The sequence below is a fragment of the Novosphingobium sp. SG754 genome (genome assembly GCF_013149315.1).
Taxonomy (GTDB): domain Bacteria; phylum Pseudomonadota; class Alphaproteobacteria; order Sphingomonadales; family Sphingomonadaceae; genus Novosphingobium; species Novosphingobium capsulatum.
Genome location: NZ_JABGCC010000006.1, coordinates 1 through 17,409 on the forward strand (window position 1 = coordinate 1; position 17,409 = coordinate 17,409).

Consider the following 17,409-nt stretch of genomic DNA (forward strand, 5'->3'; position numbering starts at 1 on the left):
GGTGCGGGTGGTATAGCCGCTGGTGTGCCAGGGCAGGGCGCTGGCGGCGCAATAGAGCAGGCTTTGCGGCCGCGGATCATAGGCCGGGGCGGCCATGGGCGGCAGGTCGGGCAGGGCCTGCGCCATGGCGGCCAGGGCCTGGATCTGCTGCGCGCGGCTGCTTTCCGATCCGCTTAGCGCGGTATCGGCCGGCAGGCCGGCAAGCAGTGCAGCGGGCCGGGTCAGTTCGCCGGCGTCATAGAGCCGGAATGCCAGCCATTTCGCCCGCCACGGTTGCGGATCGGCGGCATGGGCCTCCTGCGCGGCCTGCGCGGCCGCCACGGGATCAGACTGGCGCAGCGCGCGCGCCCGTGCCGCGTGGGCGTCGGCCCGCGCGATCTGCGCGCGGCGTTCGTGTTGCGCTGCCTTGCGCGCGGCTTGGGCCTCTGCCCGTGACAGGGCGGTGGGTGACAGGCGTGGCAGAGGCGGGAGGGCGGCAAGCGGCGGGACCTGTTCGAGTGCAGCATCGTGCGCAGGTGCAGCGTCAGTCAGGGTGGGGATGGCGGGGGCGAGACGCGTTGCCGGACGGCGCAGCGCAAGCAGCGCGGCAGGCATGCCGAGCCAGCGCTGCGGTTTGCGCCAGCGCTGCAACAGCGCGTCTCCCAGGCGATAGGCCGGCGAATCTTCCAGCGCCGCCACGCGTGTTTCGTAGCTGGCCAAGGCGCGTTCGTGCCGCTCGGCCTGCTGCGCCGCGGCCAGGCGCGCGTGCTGGGCGGCGGCGCGCCACGCTGCCGCCTCTGCGGCATGGGCGGCGAGATCGGCTGCGAGCAGTGCCGCGCTGTCGCCACGGTTGACGCACGGAGCGGCGGCGGCATCTGCGGCAGCGTCGCTGTGGTCGTCATCGCCGGGGGAGATACGGGCGCCGTCATTGCCGCCTTGCATGACCCCGCTTTCCTGGCCCAGCGCTGGTGACAGGGCCAGTGCCGATGCAGTTGCCAGCGCGGGCGCAGGGAATGATGGCGCGGGCAGCGCATGGGCAAGGGTTTGCGTGTCGGTCATCGGCTCCCCACGGCGCCCCGGCCAGGCGGGGCGAGCATAGCTGTGGCGAACACCCGATCCGAAACGCATCGCCGGTGGCAATGCGCCACCTCGGCCGCGTCATCCGCCGGCCCGGCTGCGTATAAGACAGCAGGCCTGGCGGATCGGGTGCTCAGTCCGTCCAGATCCCGCGCGCGTCGACGATCTCCACCCCGTCGCGCCGCTTGGGCGAAACGGTCTTGAACGGGCGATGGTCAACCAGCAGGGTCCAGACATCGGCCTGATCGAGGGCGGCAAAGCCATCGATCAGTTCCACGCCGCAGGCCGCCAGCGCGGGCGGCAGCACGGCAATGTTCGGTTCCACGACCAGCAAGGGCCGGGTGAAATGGGTGGCCAGTTCCTTCACGATATCCACCGCCGGGCTTTCGCGCAGATCGTCGATATCGGGCTTGAAGGCGAGGCCGAAGGTGGCGACGCGCACCTGATCGGCCGTGCAGCCCTTGCGCGCGGCGACGGCGCGGGCGGCGGCCAGCACCTTTTCAACCACCCAGTGTGGCTTGCTGTCGTTAACCTGGCGCGCTGTGTGGATCAGCCGCGCCTCTTCCGGGCTGCGGTTGACGATGAACCACGGGTCCACCGCGATGCAGTGTCCGCCCACGCCCGGGCCGGGCTGCAGGATGTTGACGCGCGGATGGCGGTTGGCCAGCCGGATCAGCTCCCACACGCTGATGTCCAGCTTGTCGCAGATGATCGATAGTTCGTTGGCAAAAGCGATGTTCACATCGCGAAAGGCGTTTTCGGTCAGCTTGCACATTTCCGCCGTGCGCGCTGTGGTCACCACGCATTCGCCCTTCACGAACGTGCTGTAGAGCGAGACCGCCTCGGCCGAGCAGCGCGGGGTGAGGCCGCCGATCACGCGGTCATTCTCCACCAGTTCGCGCAGGACATGCCCGGGCAGCACGCGTTCGGGGCAATAGGCCACGGCGATGTCTGCGGCCTCGCCCGCATCTTGCGGGAAAGTCAGGTCGGGCCGTGCCTGCGCCAGCCACGCGGCGATCTGCTCGGTCGTGCCGACCGGCGAGGTGGATTCGAGCACCACCAGGTTGCCCTTGGCCAAAACCGGGGCGATCGCGTTGGCAGCCGCCTCGATATAGGAAAGGTCCGGCTCGTGCCCATCGCGGAACGGCGTGGGCACGGCGATGAGGAAAGCGTCGGCCGGCTCTGGCCGCAAGGTTGCGCGCAGGCGACCTTCGCGGGCAGCGGCGTGGACGACCATGTCAAGATCGGGCTCCACGATGTGGATGCGCCCCTTGTTGATCGTCTGCACGGCGATTTCGTTGACGTCCACACCGATCACTTCGATCCCGCGCGAGGCGAAGACGGCGGCCGTCGGCAGGCCGATATAGCCAAGGCCGATCACGGAAACCCGCTTGAAGCGGTGGGCTGGGGTCATCATCTCTTCGGTTTCATCCCTCAAAGGCGCCGCAGTGGCCATGGCGCATGCCCCCTTTCCTACGTGATATCCCGTGGCAAAAGCCTTAAGATTGCAGAGCCCCGGGCTTTGGACGGGATGCCGATGGCGGCACGCCCGGCCAAAGCCGCGAAACCGGTGCGCAGTGGGCCGCCATGGCGGGCGGTGGTTCGGCCAGTGGATGGCAGACCGGAGCCACCGCCGCGCGGGCGACCGTATTGCGAGTGATCGGCGGCGTGTTGCTGCCGGTGAAAGGATCATTCCCCAGTTCCGCCCGCCTCGCGAGCCCAGAAACCTCCGGAAGCAATCAATCGCGGACGCGGCTAAAGCGCCATCCGCACAAATACTGAGTATTTAACTTCGTTTCGGATGCGACCCGCTGCATGCACAAAGCTGGCGCACGATTTCACCCGCGCCACAGGGCGGGAATCGCTGCAGATTCGGATTTCCGGAGGGCGCCTGGAGCCCGTTAGTGGGGCTGCATCATGCCAGGCGGCGGCAATGGTCGAGATAGCCGGCCTCGTGCCGGGCGGCGAGATCGACCACGCTGCGCCACAGCCACGATGGTGCCTGGTCGTCGGCAGGGGCTGGTTGCAATGCGTCTTGCCAGGCGCGGCGCACATCGTCACTCATCTGCCGGGCATGGGCCATGCCGACGATATAGGCGAGATAGGATGCCGCCGACACGGCTTGGCGGCGCGAGAACTGCTCCACCTCGATCTTGAGGTCCTGCGGCGCCAGTTCGCGCAGCACCACGGGCTTGCCCAAGAGATGGGCCGGGATCATCCGTTCCCCCAGATTGGGCGCCAGCGCACAGGCCCCCGCAACCACGCGCGCGGCCGGGTTGCTGGGCATCGCCACCCCATCGGCAACTGGCGCCACGGAATGCACCGCTTCCTTGATATCCACCAGCGCCAGGTATTCCGGGCCCTTGTCCTGCGCGCCAACGCCAAGCACGACGGCATAGCGCAGCCGGCCCAGCGAACTGCACCCCTTGCGCCAATAGGCCGCATCCAGCACGCGCACCCGCCCATCGCCGGCATGCCCGGCCAAGGCCAGCGCCTTGGTGCGCACGGTTGGATCGTCGAAAAGGGCGGTAATGACGTCGCGTTCGGCCGCCGCCAAGGGCCAGAAACGCTTGCCCAGCGGCAGGCTGGGCGTGGGGCCGTCGATCCGCTCGTTGGCAAGATGGCGCCATTTGCGCCCGGCCGCACGGCGACGCACCGCGCGCACCACCTTTGGCTCGGTGGGATCGTCTTCCGGTTCGGGGGAAAGCGCGCGGGAATAGCCGTCGATCATGGCGGCCAGCATCTGCGCGGTGACAATGCCCGGTAGGTCTGAACTGCGCGCCGCCGTTTCCAGCGAAAGGCCCAGGCGAATAAGATCGAACGCCGGATTGCCGATCACCGTCTGGTCAAGATCACGGATCTGGATGGCGAAATCGTGGTGCCGATCTGCCAGCGGCCCGAGATTGCCAAGATGGCAATCGCCACAGATCCACACGTTCGGCCCCACCGGCACTTGGGCCATAACCGGCGAGGCTTCCAGCCATTCATAAAATTGTGCCGTATTGCCGCGCACATAGGCGTGCACCGAGCGCGCCATTTTCAGCGCCCGGCGCGCCTCTAGCGCGGCATGCCGGCGATCCGGGGTGATCTTCAACCCGGATGGCCTGCGTGCGCAGCGGCCTTGGCTTCACGGGCCTTCTTGGCATAGTGGTGATGGGCAACGATGCAACCTGCCGCAGCACCGGCCAGCGCATGGCCCTTGCCAACGAAGTGACCGGCAACGCCGCCGGCCATGGCGCCGCGGATGCATCCCTTGGCCATGGCCGGCTGGACCGAAACGGTCGCAGTGGCAGCCATCGCAGCGATCAGAACCAGAGCCTTGCGCATCGAGAAATCTCCTTCGCGGCGATAAAGCGCGGGGTGGAGGATGTGTTCCATGACAATTTGGTCATGGCCGCCCCCCGGCCCGGCCCGCCACGCCTGATGCCACCTTGCCATGCGCCAGCGCCCAGTTCATACAGGTATGATAATTCTAATTTGGAGAGGCCAATGCAAACCCGCCGCGCAACCATCAAGCTCGCGCTCGCCAGTGCCGTGGCAGGCTCGGGCGTCGGGGCGGGCGCGGCGTCGGGGCAGGCGCCGGCAAGCGACGACCGCCGCGCCTGTACCGCGCTTGGCCAGTCGTTCCGGCCTGCGTGGCCCCACGGAATCGAGGGCCAGCGCAAGGCCGACATGGGCGATGGGCGCTATCTCAACCCCATCCTCGCCGGCGATTATCCCGATCCTTCGGTGCTGAAGGACGGCGATGATTATTACATGACGCATTCGTCGTTCGATGCGGCGCCCGGGCTGCTGATCTGGCATTCGTGCGATCTGGTGAATTGGCGCCCGCTGGGCCCCGCCCTGGCCAAGCCGCTAGGCACCGTGTTCGCGGTCGATATTGCCAAGCATGGCGATCGCTATTTCATCTACATCCCGTTCATGAAGGCGCCGTGGTCACCGCCGCTCGCCAGTTTTGCCAATATCTACGTCATCCACGCGCCGTCGATGGAAGGGCCGTGGAGCGATCCCATCGATCTTGGGATCGGCGAACTGATCGATCCTGGCCATGTCGTGGGCGAGGATGGCCACCGCTACCTGTTCTTCAATGGTGGCAAGCGGGTGCGCCTGACTGCCGATGGCTTGGCCACCGCTGGCCCGGTCGAAACCGCCTACCAGGCATGGCATTATCCCGATGACTGGATCACCGAGGCGTGGTCTCCCGAAGGCCCCAAGCTGTTTCGCCGTGGGCCGTGGTTCTACCTCGTCAACGCGGTGGGTGGCACCAGTGGCCCGGCGACAGGGCACATGGTTGCGGTCGCACGGTCGCGATCGATCAACGGACCCTGGGAGAATTGCCCGCACAACCCGATCGTGCGCGCCGCATCGGATGCCGACCCGTGGTGGTCGCGCGGCCATGCCACCGTCGTGGAAGGGCCGGGCGGGCGCTGGTTCATGGTCTATCACGGTTATGAAAACGGCTATCTCACGTTGGGCCGGCAAACCTTGTTGGAGCCCATCGAATGGACCGCCGATGGCTGGTTCCGCGCCACCGGGGGTGACCTTTCACAGCCGCTGGCCAAGCCTGGCGGCCAGGCGTTGCCTCATGGCCTTGCGCATTCCGACGACTTTGCCGCCGATGGACTCGGTCGCCTGTGGTCGCTCTATGCCAGCGCGCCCTCGGACAGCGCGCGCGTGCAGGTGTCTGGCAACAGCCTGGCGCTGGCTGCCAAGGGCAGCAGTCCGCAGGATGCCACGGTGCTGACCCAGCAAGTGGGGGACCGCGCCTATGCGATCGAGGTGGACGTCGAACTGCAAGGCGAAACGCAGGGTGGCCTGCTGCTGTTCTTCGATGACCGGCTGTTCCTGGGCATGGGCATCGATGGACGGCGCATGATCAGCTATCGCGGTGGCAAGCCGACCTATTGGCAGGAACCGGCGCCGCCCACGCGCCGCCTGCACATGCGCATTACCAACGAACGGCAGGTGGTGACCTTCTACTACAGCCTCGATGGCCAGGCTTGGACGCGCCATGGCGTGCGCAGCTATGTCGAGGGGTATAACGCCAACACGCTCGACAATCTGCTCAGCCTGCGTCCCGCGCTGTTTGCCGCCGGCAAGGGGCAGGTGGTGTTCCGCGCGTTCCGCTATCGCGCCCTGCCTGACCTGGCCTGACGCCGGCACGGTTCAGCCCAATGTCTTGAGCAGCTTGAGCTGAAATTCCGTGGTGCGCTGGCGCCAGGATGATCCCTGGATCAACGGCGCGGAGAGTTCCTGGCGCGTGCGGCCCGGCACGCGCAGCGTGGCCGACAGCGACAGCGTGCGATCAAAGCTGTGCGTCATGATCATGCTCGCTTCGCCCCAGGCAGCGTCGCGCACCTGCCAGGCGCGCGACGGGCTGTTGTAGGACCATTGCACCTGCGCCACGTCAGCCGGCACGTCGCCCCGGGCGGTGCCGCTCCATTCCAGCGTGCCGTTGGTGCTGGCGCGCATGGTGTGCAGCAACTGCTGCCCGCCCGGCACATCGATCGGGTTGCACTGGTCGAACAAGTTGGCGCTGGCGCTGAGCTTGACATGGCGCAGCAGTGGCGCGCTCAGATCGAACTGCGCGCCGGCGCTGCGGCTGCGGCCGGCATTGACATAGCCATAGATGCTCGCCCCTGCCGCGGTGGCGGCATAGGTCGTGCTCCACACATTGCTGGTCGTGCGCCAATAGGCAGTGAGATTGGTTTCGATCGCACCGCGCCGGTATTGCAGGCTGCCTTCCCACGATGCGGTGGTCTGGTCCTGCAACGCAGGGTTGCCCTGGAACAGGGTGAGCGGGTCTTCGACCACGGTATAGGGGCGCAGATAGTCGAGCGGTGCCCGCTCGATCCGCTGGCTGTAGCTGGCCGCCAGAGTCAGCATCTTGCTGCTCGCGAACTGGATATGCAGGCTGGGAAAAACGGCGGTGCGGCCAAGCACCAGGCGGTCTTCACCCGTGCTGTCGATCCGCCGCACGCTGCGTTCGGCGCGCAGGCCCGGGGCGATGGTCAGCTTGCCCAGAGTCTGCTGCAGCGTAGCATAGGCCGCCAGCGTGGTGCTGCGCCCGGCAAAGCGATCGTTCGCAAGGGTTGCCAGTGCGCCGTCGCTTGCCTCGCTGCTCAGGGAATAGGCCTGCGATGTGCTGTCGCGGTGCCAACTGGTGCCCAGCGAAAGCAACTGGTGCGCGGCGATCGGGTGCTTCCAGTCCACCTGCCCGTCGATCGTGGTGGTGGGATTGCGCAAGACCGTGGCAAAGCCACCGCCGTTGCTGAACCGGGCCAGGGTCTCATCGCGCACCACGGGGTTGGTATAGACCTGCACGCTGGCGGTCAGCGTTTCCCCCTCGCGCGTGCCGCGATGATCGACATCGAGTTCGCCGGTCAGGAAACTGGCCACGCTGCTCAACCGCCGGGTTTCGGCAAAGCTGCTGAAATCGGGGGTGAGGCCCTGATAGCTGGCGCGGGTGTGGGTGATATCGTGGCCGCCTCCACCGCCCAGGCCCAGCGACACGGTGGTCTTGGCGTCGATCTCATAGGTTGCCTTGCCGCTCAGCCGGCCGTCCGTGCCGCCGGTATCGGTCTGCCCCGATCGCGTATAGGCGGTGGCAGCGCCATCACCATCGGGCTCCACCCGGCGGCTGATGAAATCGTGTGCGCGTGCCATCGTGCCGATGTTGCCGCCGGCCTTGAGTTCATAGCTCCACCGCCCGCGTCGGTAATGCAGCGTCGTATCGATCAGGCCATGGCCATAGCTGGAGGTTTCCACGCTGGCATTGCCCGACCAGCCCGCGTGCCGTGCCTGGCGCAGCACCAGATTGATCACGCCGCCCGTGCCTTCGGCGGAAAACTGCGCCGAAGGGTTGTTGATCACTTCGATCCGCGCAATATCGCTGCCGTGCAGCGTGCGCAGATATTGCCGCGCATCGCCGGCGTAGGGATGCCCATCGACATAGATTCTGGCATTCCCCGCGCCCAGCAACAGAATCTGGTCGTCGGGTGTGATCGTGACCGCCGGCAGCCCGCGCAGCAATTGCAGCGTATCCTTCTGTGCCGATTGCGGGGTTTGCTGCACCTGGTAGGTGCGCCGGTCGATATGCAGGGTGGCGGGCGTGCGCGCGGCGGTCACCTCGATCACGTCGGCCGCTGGCGGCACCGGCACTGGCGTCGTGGCCGATACTGCCGGAACGGCCGGTTCGATCGTCGGTGGCAATGCGGCGATCATGCGGTCTCCGGCGGGCTGAGGCACCCAGCATAGGGGCCGCGCGCCAGTCATGAACAGCAAAAAACACAGCGAGGATCAAAGCCCTAGCACCACTTTGGCGCTAACCGCGATCTGATAGAGGATCTGAGTCATGTCCTTGAGGATCTGGCGCGACTTGGTGTCGATGCGTGGCAGCACGAGCAGATCATCGCCGCTGCGCACCGCGCGGCTTTGCGCGGCCACTTCCTCGAAACTGCCATCGGCATGGGCCACCACGATCCGGCGGGCGGCGCTTTTCTGGGTAAAGCCGCCTGCCCGCTCGACATAGCTGGTGGCGTCGAGCCCGGCTTGCCAGGCCACGGCATTGGGGAACAGCACTTCCCCGCTCACCAGCACCAGCCCATCGCGCGTCGGCACGCGCAGCAGATCGCCGTTTTCCAGCAGCAGGTCATCGCGCGCGGGGCCTTGCCCGATCACCACCTGGCCCAGCGGCTGCACTTTGCGCGCGCGGTCGATCCATTGCAGGATCAGGTCCGCCTCGTTGTGGCGCAGCTGGCTTTCGTCGTTGGTGCCCGATCGCGCGGTCAGCGCCGCCTGCTCCAGGCTGTGCAGGCTGGCGTCGAGCATGGTCTTCTGGCGGTCCTTCACGCTTTGCCGGAACAGCTGGATGCTGGTGGCATCCGATCGCTCGGAAAAGCGGATCTGGCGCAACAAGTCGCCCAGGTGCGCGCCATAGGGCAGCACATATTCCTGCCGGCTTTCGTGCTCTCCCTCGATCCGCACGGTGATCGTGCCGTTCTTCTGGTCGGAGGTGAACTCGATGGTATCGCCATTGCCCACTGGCAAAGCGCCGGCCTCGCCCAGCGGGCGATAGTCGACATTGCGGATCGGCCCGGTGGCGCGGGTGATGCGCATGTGGGTGGCAACCGGCTGCGGCCCGGCGAGCAGGGCGACATCGGCCGTGGTGGGATGGGCATTGCGCGGAAATTCAAAGACATTGGCATTGTTGGCCAGGCCCAGCACCGTCACCGTCTGCTGGCGCGGGCCGACAAAGATCACGTCGCCATCGGCCAGCGGCAAGGGCGGCATCACCCCGCGAAACAGGAACTGGTAAAGGTTCACGTGCGCGCGCACCTGCTCCCCGCGCTTGACCTCCACATCGATGAAGGTGCCGCGATCGGGATCGATGCCGCCGGCCGCATCGAGATAATGCAGCAGCCCGTCCATGCTCGTCCCGTCATAGAGCCCCGGTCGCCGCACGAAGCCGCCGACGAACACCCGCACCGGCTGCGCCTCTGCCAGCGAAGCATAGACATAGACATTGCTGCGAAACGTGCCCGCCGCCGCCCCGGTGATCACGCGCTGGAGATCCTGATTGCGCACCCCGGCCAGATGGATCGGGCCGATGTTGGGCAGGAACACGTTGCCTTGCGGGTCCACGGTCTGGACCTGGGCATATTGGAATGCGCCCCACAGCCGCAGCACGACCTGATCGCCCGGGATGATCACGTAATCCGGGTTGAAATGCGCTGCGCCCGCGCGGGCAAACGCGCCGGTGAACAGCTGAGCGCCAAACACCGGGCTGACCGCGTTGGCAACATACTGCCCGGAAGCGGCCGTATTGCCCGGCGCCACGGAAGGGGCCGCGCCATCCACGGGCACCGGCTGGGCAGGATTGGGGCTGGCGGTCGGCACGGCAAGCGGCATGGCGGGCAGGCTGGTGCCGCTACCGCCGGTATTGCCCATGGCATTGGCGATGGCAGCCAGCGTGGCCGGATCGGCGCTTTGCAGCATCTGGCCCATCACGCCAGGCGGCAATCCCTGCGCCAGGGCTGGCAAAGGCGCGGCCAGGGCGGTGAAGGCGAGCGAAAGGCCCAGCGCCAGCCGACCAGGGCTGGGCATGGGGCGGCAGGTGCGGCGCATGGGTAGGCGCTCCTTTTTGGCAAACCGAAGGGTGGGAAAGATCAGTCGACGTGGTCGCGCACCACCGACACCAGCAGCAGTGCGATGGCCGCAGCAAGAAACGCGGCGAGCGTGAAGACCAGGGCGTTGTAGAGCCGGCGCGGGCGCGCGGGATATTCGGGCAGGGTTGGCGCCTGGACCACCGAGATTTGCTTCATCGCCTGCATCGCGGTGATCCGCCCCTTTTCCAGCGCGGCCAGCGTCGTCTGGTAGAGCGACTGGCTGAACTGCGCTTCCTGCTGCAATTGGCGGAACGCATCAGCCCGGCGGTTGAGCGCGCCCGGCTCGGGCGCGGCGGCGCGGGCGCGTTCGCGCGCCAGTTCGGCATCGATCGCACCGATCTGCTGGCGCACGGCCACCACGTCGGGATGGGCCGAAACCAGGTAGGCTTCCAACGTGCCCAATTGCGTCTGCAAGGCGCTTTTGCGCGCTTCAAGCTGGGCAATCGTGCCGGCCACGGCATCGAGCGTGCCATCGGGCGACACCATGCCTTCCCGGCTCTGAAAATCGAGCACGGCCTGGCGGGCCTGCTGGTTGCGCTTGCCCATCTGCGCCGCTTCGCTGGCCAGGAAATCCACCTGGGTCTGGGCCAGGCGGTGATCGTTGGCGTTCATGAAAGCGGCGCCTTCGTGCAGCATGGCCGCCACGATTGCCTGCGCCGTGGCCGGATCGTAGGCGCTCGCTTCCACATGAAGTACGCCGGCATTGTCGTCATAATCGACGCGGACGCGCGCTTTCATGTAATCGCGAAAGCGGGCCATCGGCGCGTTGGCGGCACCCAGGCGCGACAGCCAGTCGTGGCGATGATCGGCATAGTGCGCGCGCAAATGCAGCCGGGCGTCGAGCCGGGCGAGCATGTCTTGCGAAAGCAGGTGGTTGCGCAGCAGCATCTGGTCATTGCGATTGCCGCCGCCCGCGCCGGCCAGGCCCGACAGCAGGCCACCCAGCCCGCCCGGATCGATCGCGCCCATGTCAGCCCGCTGCACGACCACGTCGGTTTCGGAAACATAGAGGTCAGAGGCGATCAGGCACCAATAGGCGCTGGCGACAAGGCTGGCCGCGCCGGCCAGGCCCAGCACCAGATGGCGAATCCGCGCCGCGCGCCAGCGCGGGCGCCCGGCGGCCGGCAGCGTGGTGGCGCCAGGCGCTTCGCGCGGGCCTGACAGTGGCAGGGCTGGCGCTTCTCCCGGCCCGGCGTCTTGCCCGTCGCCCTGTTCGGGCAGATCGGCCGGGGGGCGCCGCCTGCGCGCGATCGGCGCGGCAGGGGCCGGGGAGGCAGGCGGATAGGCAAGATCGGTGCTCATGCGGGCAGGGTGTCCTTGTAGGCCGCGATGGCGTCTCCCAGCCGGTCAAACCAGGTCAGCCTGCCCTGGTGCAGCAGCATGCCGGCAGTGCAGAACCGCTTGAGCGTGCCGGGATCGTGGCTGACCATGATCACGCTGGCCTGGTTGGCGCGGCGGCGGAATTCCTCGGCCGCGCGCGCGCGAAAGCTGGCATCGCCGGCAGAGGTCGCCTCATCGGAAATGTAGACATCGAAATCGAAAGCGAGCGAAATGGCAAAGCGCAGGCGCGCGGCCATGCCGGTGGAATAGGTGCGGATCGGCTGGTCGAAGCGGTCGCCCAGCGCGGCAAATTCGGCAATGCGCGCAAGGCGTTCGGGAATGTCATCCTCGTGCCCGTGGATGCGGCAGACGAAGCGGGCGTTCTGGCGCCCGGTCAGCGTGCCTTGCAACCCGCCGCCAAAGCCCAGTGGCCACGATACGCGGCAATGCCGCTCCACCGCGCCGCGCGTCGGCTTGTCCACCCCCGCCAGAATGCGCAGCAGCGTGGATTTGCCAGCGCCATTGGCGCCCAGGATACCCACGCTAACGCGCGGCGGAATGACGAAATTGACATTGTCGAGCACCCAGGGACCGGCGCCGTGTGCGGTCATATAGCGCTTGGACAGGCCGCGCCCGACGATCATCGCGCACCCACCTTGTGCGCCAGGCGCAGTTGCAGCGCGAGGCCGAGCAGCAGCAGTCCCAGCACCCAGGCAAACAAATAGCCGGCATCGGTTTCGGGCACGGCCTGATAGCTGTCTGACAAGGCCATGCGCACCAGCTCCACGCCATGGGCCAGGGGATTGAGCATCAGCAGGGCGCGCCAATCAGCCGGTAGCGAGCCGAGCGGAAACATCACGCCCGAAATCATGTAGAGCGGCCGCAGCACGATGTGCAGCACCTGGCGCGTTTCGCGCATCAAGGTGGTGCAGGCCGAAACCACCATGCCGAACGCCACGCCCAGCAGCCACATCGCTGCGCAGGCCCCCATCATCGCCAATGGGAACTGCGGGGCAAAAGGGTGGCCCCATAGCGCCAGGAGCGCGATCAGCAGCAGGGTGATCACCAGCCAGCTTGCTCCTTCCAGAAGCCCGCGCGCCACCAGCGTGTCCACCGGCTTGACCTGGCGATAGGCAAACAGGGCGGAATTATCGGCCGGGGCGCCGGCCACGTGGTCGGCGGTCTTGCGGAACAGGAAGAAGGTCTGGATGCCGACCATGATCCACACCGGTGTGTCGAGGTTGCCCACGCTGTGCACCCGCACGGCGGAATAGAGCACGAGCAGGTAGGCGACGTGGAACACCGGCTCGAACAGCACCCAGGCCCAGGAAATGCGTGTGGCGAACAGTCGGGTGAGTGCCTCACGCAGCATCAGCGCGCGCCAGACCGACCAGGTGACCGAGAGCGAGGAGCGCGCAGGAGCAGCCGGGCCGGCGAGATCAGGAGAAGGCGGCGAAGCGGGGAAGGGCATCGCCGTTACGCCGACGCCGCCTGGGCCGGACGATCCCAGGCAAACAGCGCCTGAGGGTTCCGAGGGGGCGGAGGCACCGCTGCCGCGCTTTCGGGCGCCGGGCCAGCGGCGAGCGTGGCGCAGTCTGCCATGCGCACCACGCCGACGGGCAGCGGGGCGCCTGCGCCTTCCACCACGAACAGCGCGGTGACGTTGGCTTGCCTCATCACGGCCAGCGCGTCTGCGGCGCGGGCATCGGCGCGCACCGTGCGCGGGGCATGGGTCATCACGTCTTCGGCGCAGGAAGTCAGCAGGCCATGGACATGGCGGCGCAGATCGCCATCGCTGATCGCCCCCACCAGGCAGCCGGCACGATCGACCACGCCGGCGATGCCCAGGCTCTTTTCGGTCATTTCCAGCAGCACGTCGCGCATCGGCATGGCCATGGGCACTAGGGGCACGGCATCGCCGCGATGCATGATGTCGGCCACCGTGGCCAGGCTGGTGCCGATGGCGCCGCCTGGATGAAGCTGGCGCAGCTGTGCATGCGTCGTGCCCCGCGCCGCCATGGTGGCAATCGCCAGCGCATCGCCCAGCGCCAGCATCAGCGTGGACGAGGTAGTGGGCGCGACATGGGCCGGGCACGCCTCGCGCGCCGGGGGTAGGACCAGGCCGATATCCGCGCTGCGCAGCAGGATCGAATTCGCCTGCGCGCTGATGCCGATCAGCGGGCAACCCAGCCGTGCGGCATGGGCCAGGATCGGGCGGAGTTCGGGGGTATTGCCCGAATTGGACAGCACCAGCAGCAGATCGTCAGGCGTGAGCATGCCCAGGTCGCCATGCGCCGCCTCTGCCGGGTGTACGAAGAAGGCCGGCGTGCCGGTGGCGGCCAGGGTCGCGGCCAGCTTGCGCCCGACATGCCCCGATTTGCCCATGCCGCTCACCACCACGCGTGACTTGGTGGCCAGGAGCAGGTTCACCGCATCGGCAAATCGGGCATCGAGCGTGCGCGCCAGGCGATCGAGCGCGTCGGCTTCCGTCTGGATCACCCGGCGCCCGCGCGCCAGCAGGTCTACCGCCGGCATCGCGCCCGGTGCGGGTTGTGCAACGATCTGGCCCTCTGGCTTCATGAAATCACCGTCCCCCTTGCGCCGGTCCCGAATGCCTGCCCCATGTGCGGGCGTCAGCGCGATCCGTGCCGCCGCCCATCGGGATGGCCCTTAGTAATCCCTACTGGATCGCCATGCGGCGCCTGTTCCCACGGAAATGAAGCGATAACCGCGTCGCCGCTGGCCCTGGCGGCGGCTTTGGGCCATGCCTGCCCGTGCGTTTCGTGATAGAAACAGCCTCTCAATTTTCGAGGGAGTTTGCCCCACTCATGCAACTGCGCCACTTGCGCTATTTCGTGGCCCTGGCGCGTCTGCGCCACTTCGCACGCGCTGCGGCGGAATGCGGCGTGTCGCAGCCCACGCTGTCGGCCGGGCTGGTGGCGCTGGAACAGGATCTGGGCAAGCGCCTGGTAGAGCGTGATCGGCGCTTCATCGACCTGACGGCGCAGGGCCAGGCCATGCTGCCCTGGGCCGAACAGATTCTGGGCGCAATGGGCAGCATGGCCCAGGCCGTGGCAGCCACCGCCGCACCATTGGCGGGGCGGTTCCGCCTTGCCGCCATTCCCGCCGCGCTGCCGCTCGTCGGCCGCTTTGGCGATGCGCTGCTGGGCCGTTATCCCGGGCTGCATCTCGCCGTCCACCAAGCCACCAGCCGGGTGATCGAACAGGATCTTCAGGCGTTGTCGTGCGATGCCGGGTTGACCTATCTCGATCACGAGCCACCCGCCAACGTCATCGCCGTGCCGTTGGCGCAGGAACGCTATCTCTTTGTAACCCATGGCGATGCCGCGCGCGAAAGCGGCGCGGCGATGGATTGGGCAGAGGCGGCTGCCATGCCGCTGTGCCTGCTGCACCAGGGCATGCAGTATCGCCGCATTCTCGACGCGCAGTTTGCCGCACGCGGCCTGGCCCTGGCGCCGCGTGCCGTGGCAGACAGCTATGTCGCGCTGCTGTCGCTGGTGCAGTCGGGCCGCTTTGCCACGATCATCCCCGATAGCTATGCCGCGCTGTTGACCGGGCTGGACTGGGCGGCGATCCAGCCGATGGAGGGCGCTGAAACCGCGCGACGGCTGGGGCTGGTCGTGCTCGATCGCCAGCCGATGGGGCCATTGGCGCTGGCTGCGCTCGACGTGGCGCGCGCTCTGGCGGCGTGATAGAGAAATTCTATCAAACTTTGCGCAATTCGATTTGACCGCGCGCGCCGACGGGGCGACATTTCGCGCCATGACCGAACCTGCCGAACTGGACCGGATCCTTGCCGCGCACGCCGGGCGCGAGGGATCCCTGCTGCCGATCCTGCATGATGTGCAGGCTGTCTTTGGCCATGTGAGCGAAGCAGCCGAGCGGGCGATTGCCCATGCGCTCAATCTCAGCCGCGCCGAAGTGCACGGTGTGGTCAGCTTCTATCACGATTTCCGCACCGCGCCCGAATCGCGCCCGGTGGTCAAGCTGTGCCGCGCGGAAAGCTGCCAGGCACGCGGCGTGGAGGCACTGGCCGCGCGCCTTCGCGCCGATGGGCCGGTGAAGGTGGAAACGGTCTATTGCCTGGGGCTTTGCAGCGTGGGGCCGAACGCGATGGTGGGCGACACGCTCCACGCCCGGCTTACGCCTGAAAAGCTCGATGTTCTGGTAGGAGGCCTGGCATGAAGGACGTGGGCATGAGCACGACCGTGCGCATTTCCGACGACGCACTGGCCCTCGCCTGTTGCGCCGATGCCGTGGCTGCCGCCTTCGCAGCGGCGGGCTGCACGGTGGAGCGCGTATCGAGCTGGGGCATGCACTGGCTCGAACCCCTGGCCGAGGTCGACGGCGCCGGGTTCGGGCCGCTTGATGTGGCCGACGTGCCTGCCGTGCTGGCCGGCACCAGCGACAAGGGCATCGGCCCGATCGCCGATCACCCCTTCATCGCCAGCCAGCAGCGCTTTACCTTTGCCCGCGCCGGCAAGACGCGGCCATTGAGCCTTGAGGATTACGCGGCGCATGGCGGCTGGGCGGGCCTTGCCCGTTCGCGCGAAATGGGGCCGGAAGCGACGATTGCGGAAGTCATGGCCTCGGGCCTGCGCGGCCGGGGCGGGGCGGGCTTTCCCGCCGCGATCAAGTGGACCACTGTGGCCAAGGCGCCGGCCACGCCCAAATATATCGTCTGCAACGCCGACGAGGGCGACAGCGGCACCTTTGCCGATCGCATGGTGATGGAAGGCGATCCCTTCATGCTGATCGAAGGCATGGCGATTGCCGCCCATGCCGTCGGCGCGGCGAAGGGCTATGTCTATATCCGCAGCGAATATCCCCATGCCATCGCCAAGATGCAGGCAGCGGCCCAGGCGGCACGTCCGCACATCGCCCCGTTCGAGGTGGAAGTGCGCGTGGGCGCGGGCGCCTATGTCTGTGGCGAGGAAACCTCGCTGCTCAACAGCCTGGAGGGCAAGCGTGGCGAAGTGCGGGCCAAGCCGCCACTGCCCGCGCTCGAAGGGCTGTTTGGCCAGCCCACCGTGGTCAACAACGTGCTGACCCTGGCGGCGGTGCCGTGGATCCTGGCGAACGGCGGTGCGGCCTATGCCGATGTCGGCTTTGGCCGGTCCAAGGGCACGATGCCGATCCAGATCGCCGGCAACGTGAAATATGGCGGGCTGTACGAGGTCGGCTTTGGCATCACGCTGGGCGAACTGGTCGAGGTTGTGGGTGGTGGCACGGCCTCGGGCCGGCCAGTGCGCGCGGTACAGGTGGGCGGGCCATTGGGCGCCTATCACCCGCCGGCCGATTTCCACCTGCCGTTCGATTATGAAAGCTTTGCCGCTGCCGATGGCCTGATCGGCCACGCCGGGCTGACCGTGTTTGACGATAGCGTGGACATGAGCGCGCAGGCGCGCTTTGCCATGCAGTTCTGCGCCGCTGAATCCTGCGGCAAGTGCACGCCGTGCCGCCTGGGCTCCACGCGCGGCGTCGAAGTGATCGACCGCATCCGCGCCCGCCAGGGCCGCAGTGCCGATGCGGTGGAGAGCCTGCCGCAAATCCACAACGCCAAGAAGCGCGCGCGCAGCCTGGCCGACGAGATCGCCCTGCTTGAAGACCTGTGCGAAACGATGAAGTTCGGCTCGCTTTGCGCGCTGGGCGGCTTCACGCCCTATCCCGTGCTTTCCGCCCTGCGCCGGTTCCCCGAGGATTTCGGTGCGGTGCCGGCTGACGCGGAGGCAGCCGAGTGATGGCGCCTTGCCGCCAGGGGGCTTCGACAAGCTCAGTCCGAACGGGTTTCAACGGTGTGAAAACCCAAATCCGGTTCGCCCTGAGCCTGTCGAAGGGCGTTGGC

Annotated in this window: 14 protein-coding genes; 4 read left to right on the forward strand and 10 right to left on the reverse strand. The window is 67.3% G+C overall.

All coding sequences use genetic code 11. The features are described from left to right. The 4 genes from FHW97_RS15585 to FHW97_RS15600 all read right to left on the reverse strand — a co-directional run. The coding region (locus tag FHW97_RS15585; RefSeq protein WP_168352357.1) for a hypothetical protein at positions 1-1,038 on the reverse strand (1,038 nt) is incomplete at its 3' end. A 151-nt stretch (positions 1,039-1,189) separates the two neighbouring features. Then, the gene (gene wecC, locus FHW97_RS15590) at positions 1,190-2,473 is read right to left on the reverse strand and encodes a UDP-N-acetyl-D-mannosamine dehydrogenase (protein WP_210426920.1); all 1,284 of its coding nucleotides are present in this window, start codon (positions 2,471-2,473) and stop codon (positions 1,190-1,192) included. Between the two features lie 498 nt (positions 2,474-2,971). After that, on the reverse strand, positions 2,972-4,150 hold the full coding sequence (locus FHW97_RS15595) for a DUF2252 family protein (RefSeq protein WP_255476519.1): 1,179 nt from the start codon (positions 4,148-4,150) through the stop codon (positions 2,972-2,974). Next, positions 4,147-4,383 (reverse strand): hypothetical protein, encoded by a 237-nt coding sequence (locus tag FHW97_RS15600; protein WP_028657447.1) that lies wholly within the window; start codon positions 4,381-4,383, stop codon positions 4,147-4,149. Before FHW97_RS15600 ends, FHW97_RS15595 begins: the two co-directional genes overlap by 4 nt. Before the next feature lie 162 nt (positions 4,384-4,545). Between FHW97_RS15600 and FHW97_RS15605 the strand changes: the two genes are divergently transcribed. Further along, complete coding sequence (locus FHW97_RS15605; protein ID WP_168352358.1) at positions 4,546-6,210, forward strand: family 43 glycosylhydrolase; 1,665 nt, start codon at positions 4,546-4,548, stop codon at positions 6,208-6,210. 12 nt (positions 6,211-6,222) lie between these two features. Here FHW97_RS15605 and FHW97_RS15610 read toward each other — a convergent pair whose 3' ends face one another. The 6 genes from FHW97_RS15610 to FHW97_RS15635 are packed head-to-tail and all read right to left on the reverse strand — an operon-like array spanning position 6,223 to position 14,123. Further along, positions 6,223-8,304, reverse strand: a complete 2,082-nt coding sequence (locus tag FHW97_RS15610; protein ID WP_168352359.1) for a TonB-dependent receptor domain-containing protein — start codon at positions 8,302-8,304, stop codon at positions 6,223-6,225. Between the two features lie 51 nt (positions 8,305-8,355). Next, positions 8,356-10,182, reverse strand: a complete 1,827-nt coding sequence (locus tag FHW97_RS15615; protein WP_210426921.1) for a polysaccharide biosynthesis/export family protein — start codon at positions 10,180-10,182, stop codon at positions 8,356-8,358. A gap of 41 nt (positions 10,183-10,223) precedes the next feature. After that, the gene (locus FHW97_RS15620) at positions 10,224-11,525 is read right to left on the reverse strand and encodes a chain-length determining protein (protein WP_168352360.1); all 1,302 of its coding nucleotides are present in this window, start codon (positions 11,523-11,525) and stop codon (positions 10,224-10,226) included. Further along, positions 11,522-12,187, reverse strand: a complete 666-nt coding sequence (locus FHW97_RS15625; protein ID WP_062787802.1) for an ABC transporter ATP-binding protein — start codon at positions 12,185-12,187, stop codon at positions 11,522-11,524. Before FHW97_RS15625 ends, FHW97_RS15620 begins: the two co-directional genes overlap by 4 nt. After that, on the reverse strand, positions 12,184-13,014 hold the full coding sequence (locus FHW97_RS15630; protein WP_168352361.1) for an ABC transporter permease: 831 nt from the start codon (positions 13,012-13,014) through the stop codon (positions 12,184-12,186). Before FHW97_RS15630 ends, FHW97_RS15625 begins: the two co-directional genes overlap by 4 nt. A gap of 5 nt (positions 13,015-13,019) precedes the next feature. Further along, positions 13,020-14,123 (reverse strand): SIS domain-containing protein, encoded by a 1,104-nt coding sequence (locus FHW97_RS15635; protein ID WP_253941826.1) that lies wholly within the window; start codon positions 14,121-14,123, stop codon positions 13,020-13,022. Positions 14,124-14,371: 248 nt separating this feature from the next. Here FHW97_RS15635 and FHW97_RS15640 point away from each other — a divergent pair, with 248 nt between their 5' ends. The 3 genes from FHW97_RS15640 to FHW97_RS15650 all read left to right on the forward strand — a co-directional run bounded on the left by FHW97_RS15640 (position 14,372) and on the right by FHW97_RS15650 (position 17,305). After that, complete coding sequence (locus FHW97_RS15640) at positions 14,372-15,256, forward strand: LysR family transcriptional regulator (protein ID WP_168352362.1); 885 nt, start codon at positions 14,372-14,374, stop codon at positions 15,254-15,256. Positions 15,257-15,326: 70 nt separating this feature from the next. Next, the gene (locus FHW97_RS15645; RefSeq protein WP_022677489.1) at positions 15,327-15,749 is read left to right on the forward strand and encodes an NAD(P)H-dependent oxidoreductase subunit E; all 423 of its coding nucleotides are present in this window, start codon (positions 15,327-15,329) and stop codon (positions 15,747-15,749) included. A gap of 11 nt (positions 15,750-15,760) precedes the next feature. Beyond that, complete coding sequence (locus FHW97_RS15650) at positions 15,761-17,305, forward strand: NADH-ubiquinone oxidoreductase-F iron-sulfur binding region domain-containing protein (RefSeq protein WP_168352363.1); 1,545 nt, start codon at positions 15,761-15,763, stop codon at positions 17,303-17,305. The last annotated feature ends 104 nt before the right edge of the window (positions 17,306-17,409 follow it).

What these genes read in the sequence shown, in the direction of transcription:
- wecC (WP_210426920.1), bottom strand. Translation starts at nt 2,473, where the DNA reads ATGATGACCCCAGCCCACCGCTTCAAGCGGGTTTCCGTGATCGGCCTT.
- FHW97_RS15600 (WP_028657447.1), bottom strand. Translation starts at nt 4,383, where the DNA reads ATGCGCAAGGCTCTGGTTCTGATCGCTGCGATGGCTGCCACTGCGACC.
- FHW97_RS15605 (WP_168352358.1), top strand. Translation starts at nt 4,546, where the DNA reads ATGCAAACCCGCCGCGCAACCATCAAGCTCGCGCTCGCCAGTGCCGTG.
- FHW97_RS15615 (WP_210426921.1), bottom strand. Translation starts at nt 10,182, where the DNA reads ATGCGCCGCACCTGCCGCCCCATGCCCAGCCCTGGTCGGCTGGCGCTG.
- FHW97_RS15620 (WP_168352360.1), bottom strand. Translation starts at nt 11,525, where the DNA reads ATGAGCACCGATCTTGCCTATCCGCCTGCCTCCCCGGCCCCTGCCGCG.
- FHW97_RS15625 (WP_062787802.1), bottom strand. Translation starts at nt 12,187, where the DNA reads ATGATCGTCGGGCGCGGCCTGTCCAAGCGCTATATGACCGCACACGGC.
- FHW97_RS15630 (WP_168352361.1), bottom strand. Translation starts at nt 13,014, where the DNA reads ATGCCCTTCCCCGCTTCGCCGCCTTCTCCTGATCTCGCCGGCCCGGCT.
- FHW97_RS15635 (WP_253941826.1), bottom strand. Translation starts at nt 14,123, where the DNA reads ATGAAGCCAGAGGGCCAGATCGTTGCACAACCCGCACCGGGCGCGATG.
- FHW97_RS15640 (WP_168352362.1), top strand. Translation starts at nt 14,372, where the DNA reads ATGCAACTGCGCCACTTGCGCTATTTCGTGGCCCTGGCGCGTCTGCGC.
- FHW97_RS15645 (WP_022677489.1), top strand. Translation starts at nt 15,327, where the DNA reads ATGACCGAACCTGCCGAACTGGACCGGATCCTTGCCGCGCACGCCGGG.
- FHW97_RS15650 (WP_168352363.1), top strand. Translation starts at nt 15,761, where the DNA reads ATGAGCACGACCGTGCGCATTTCCGACGACGCACTGGCCCTCGCCTGT.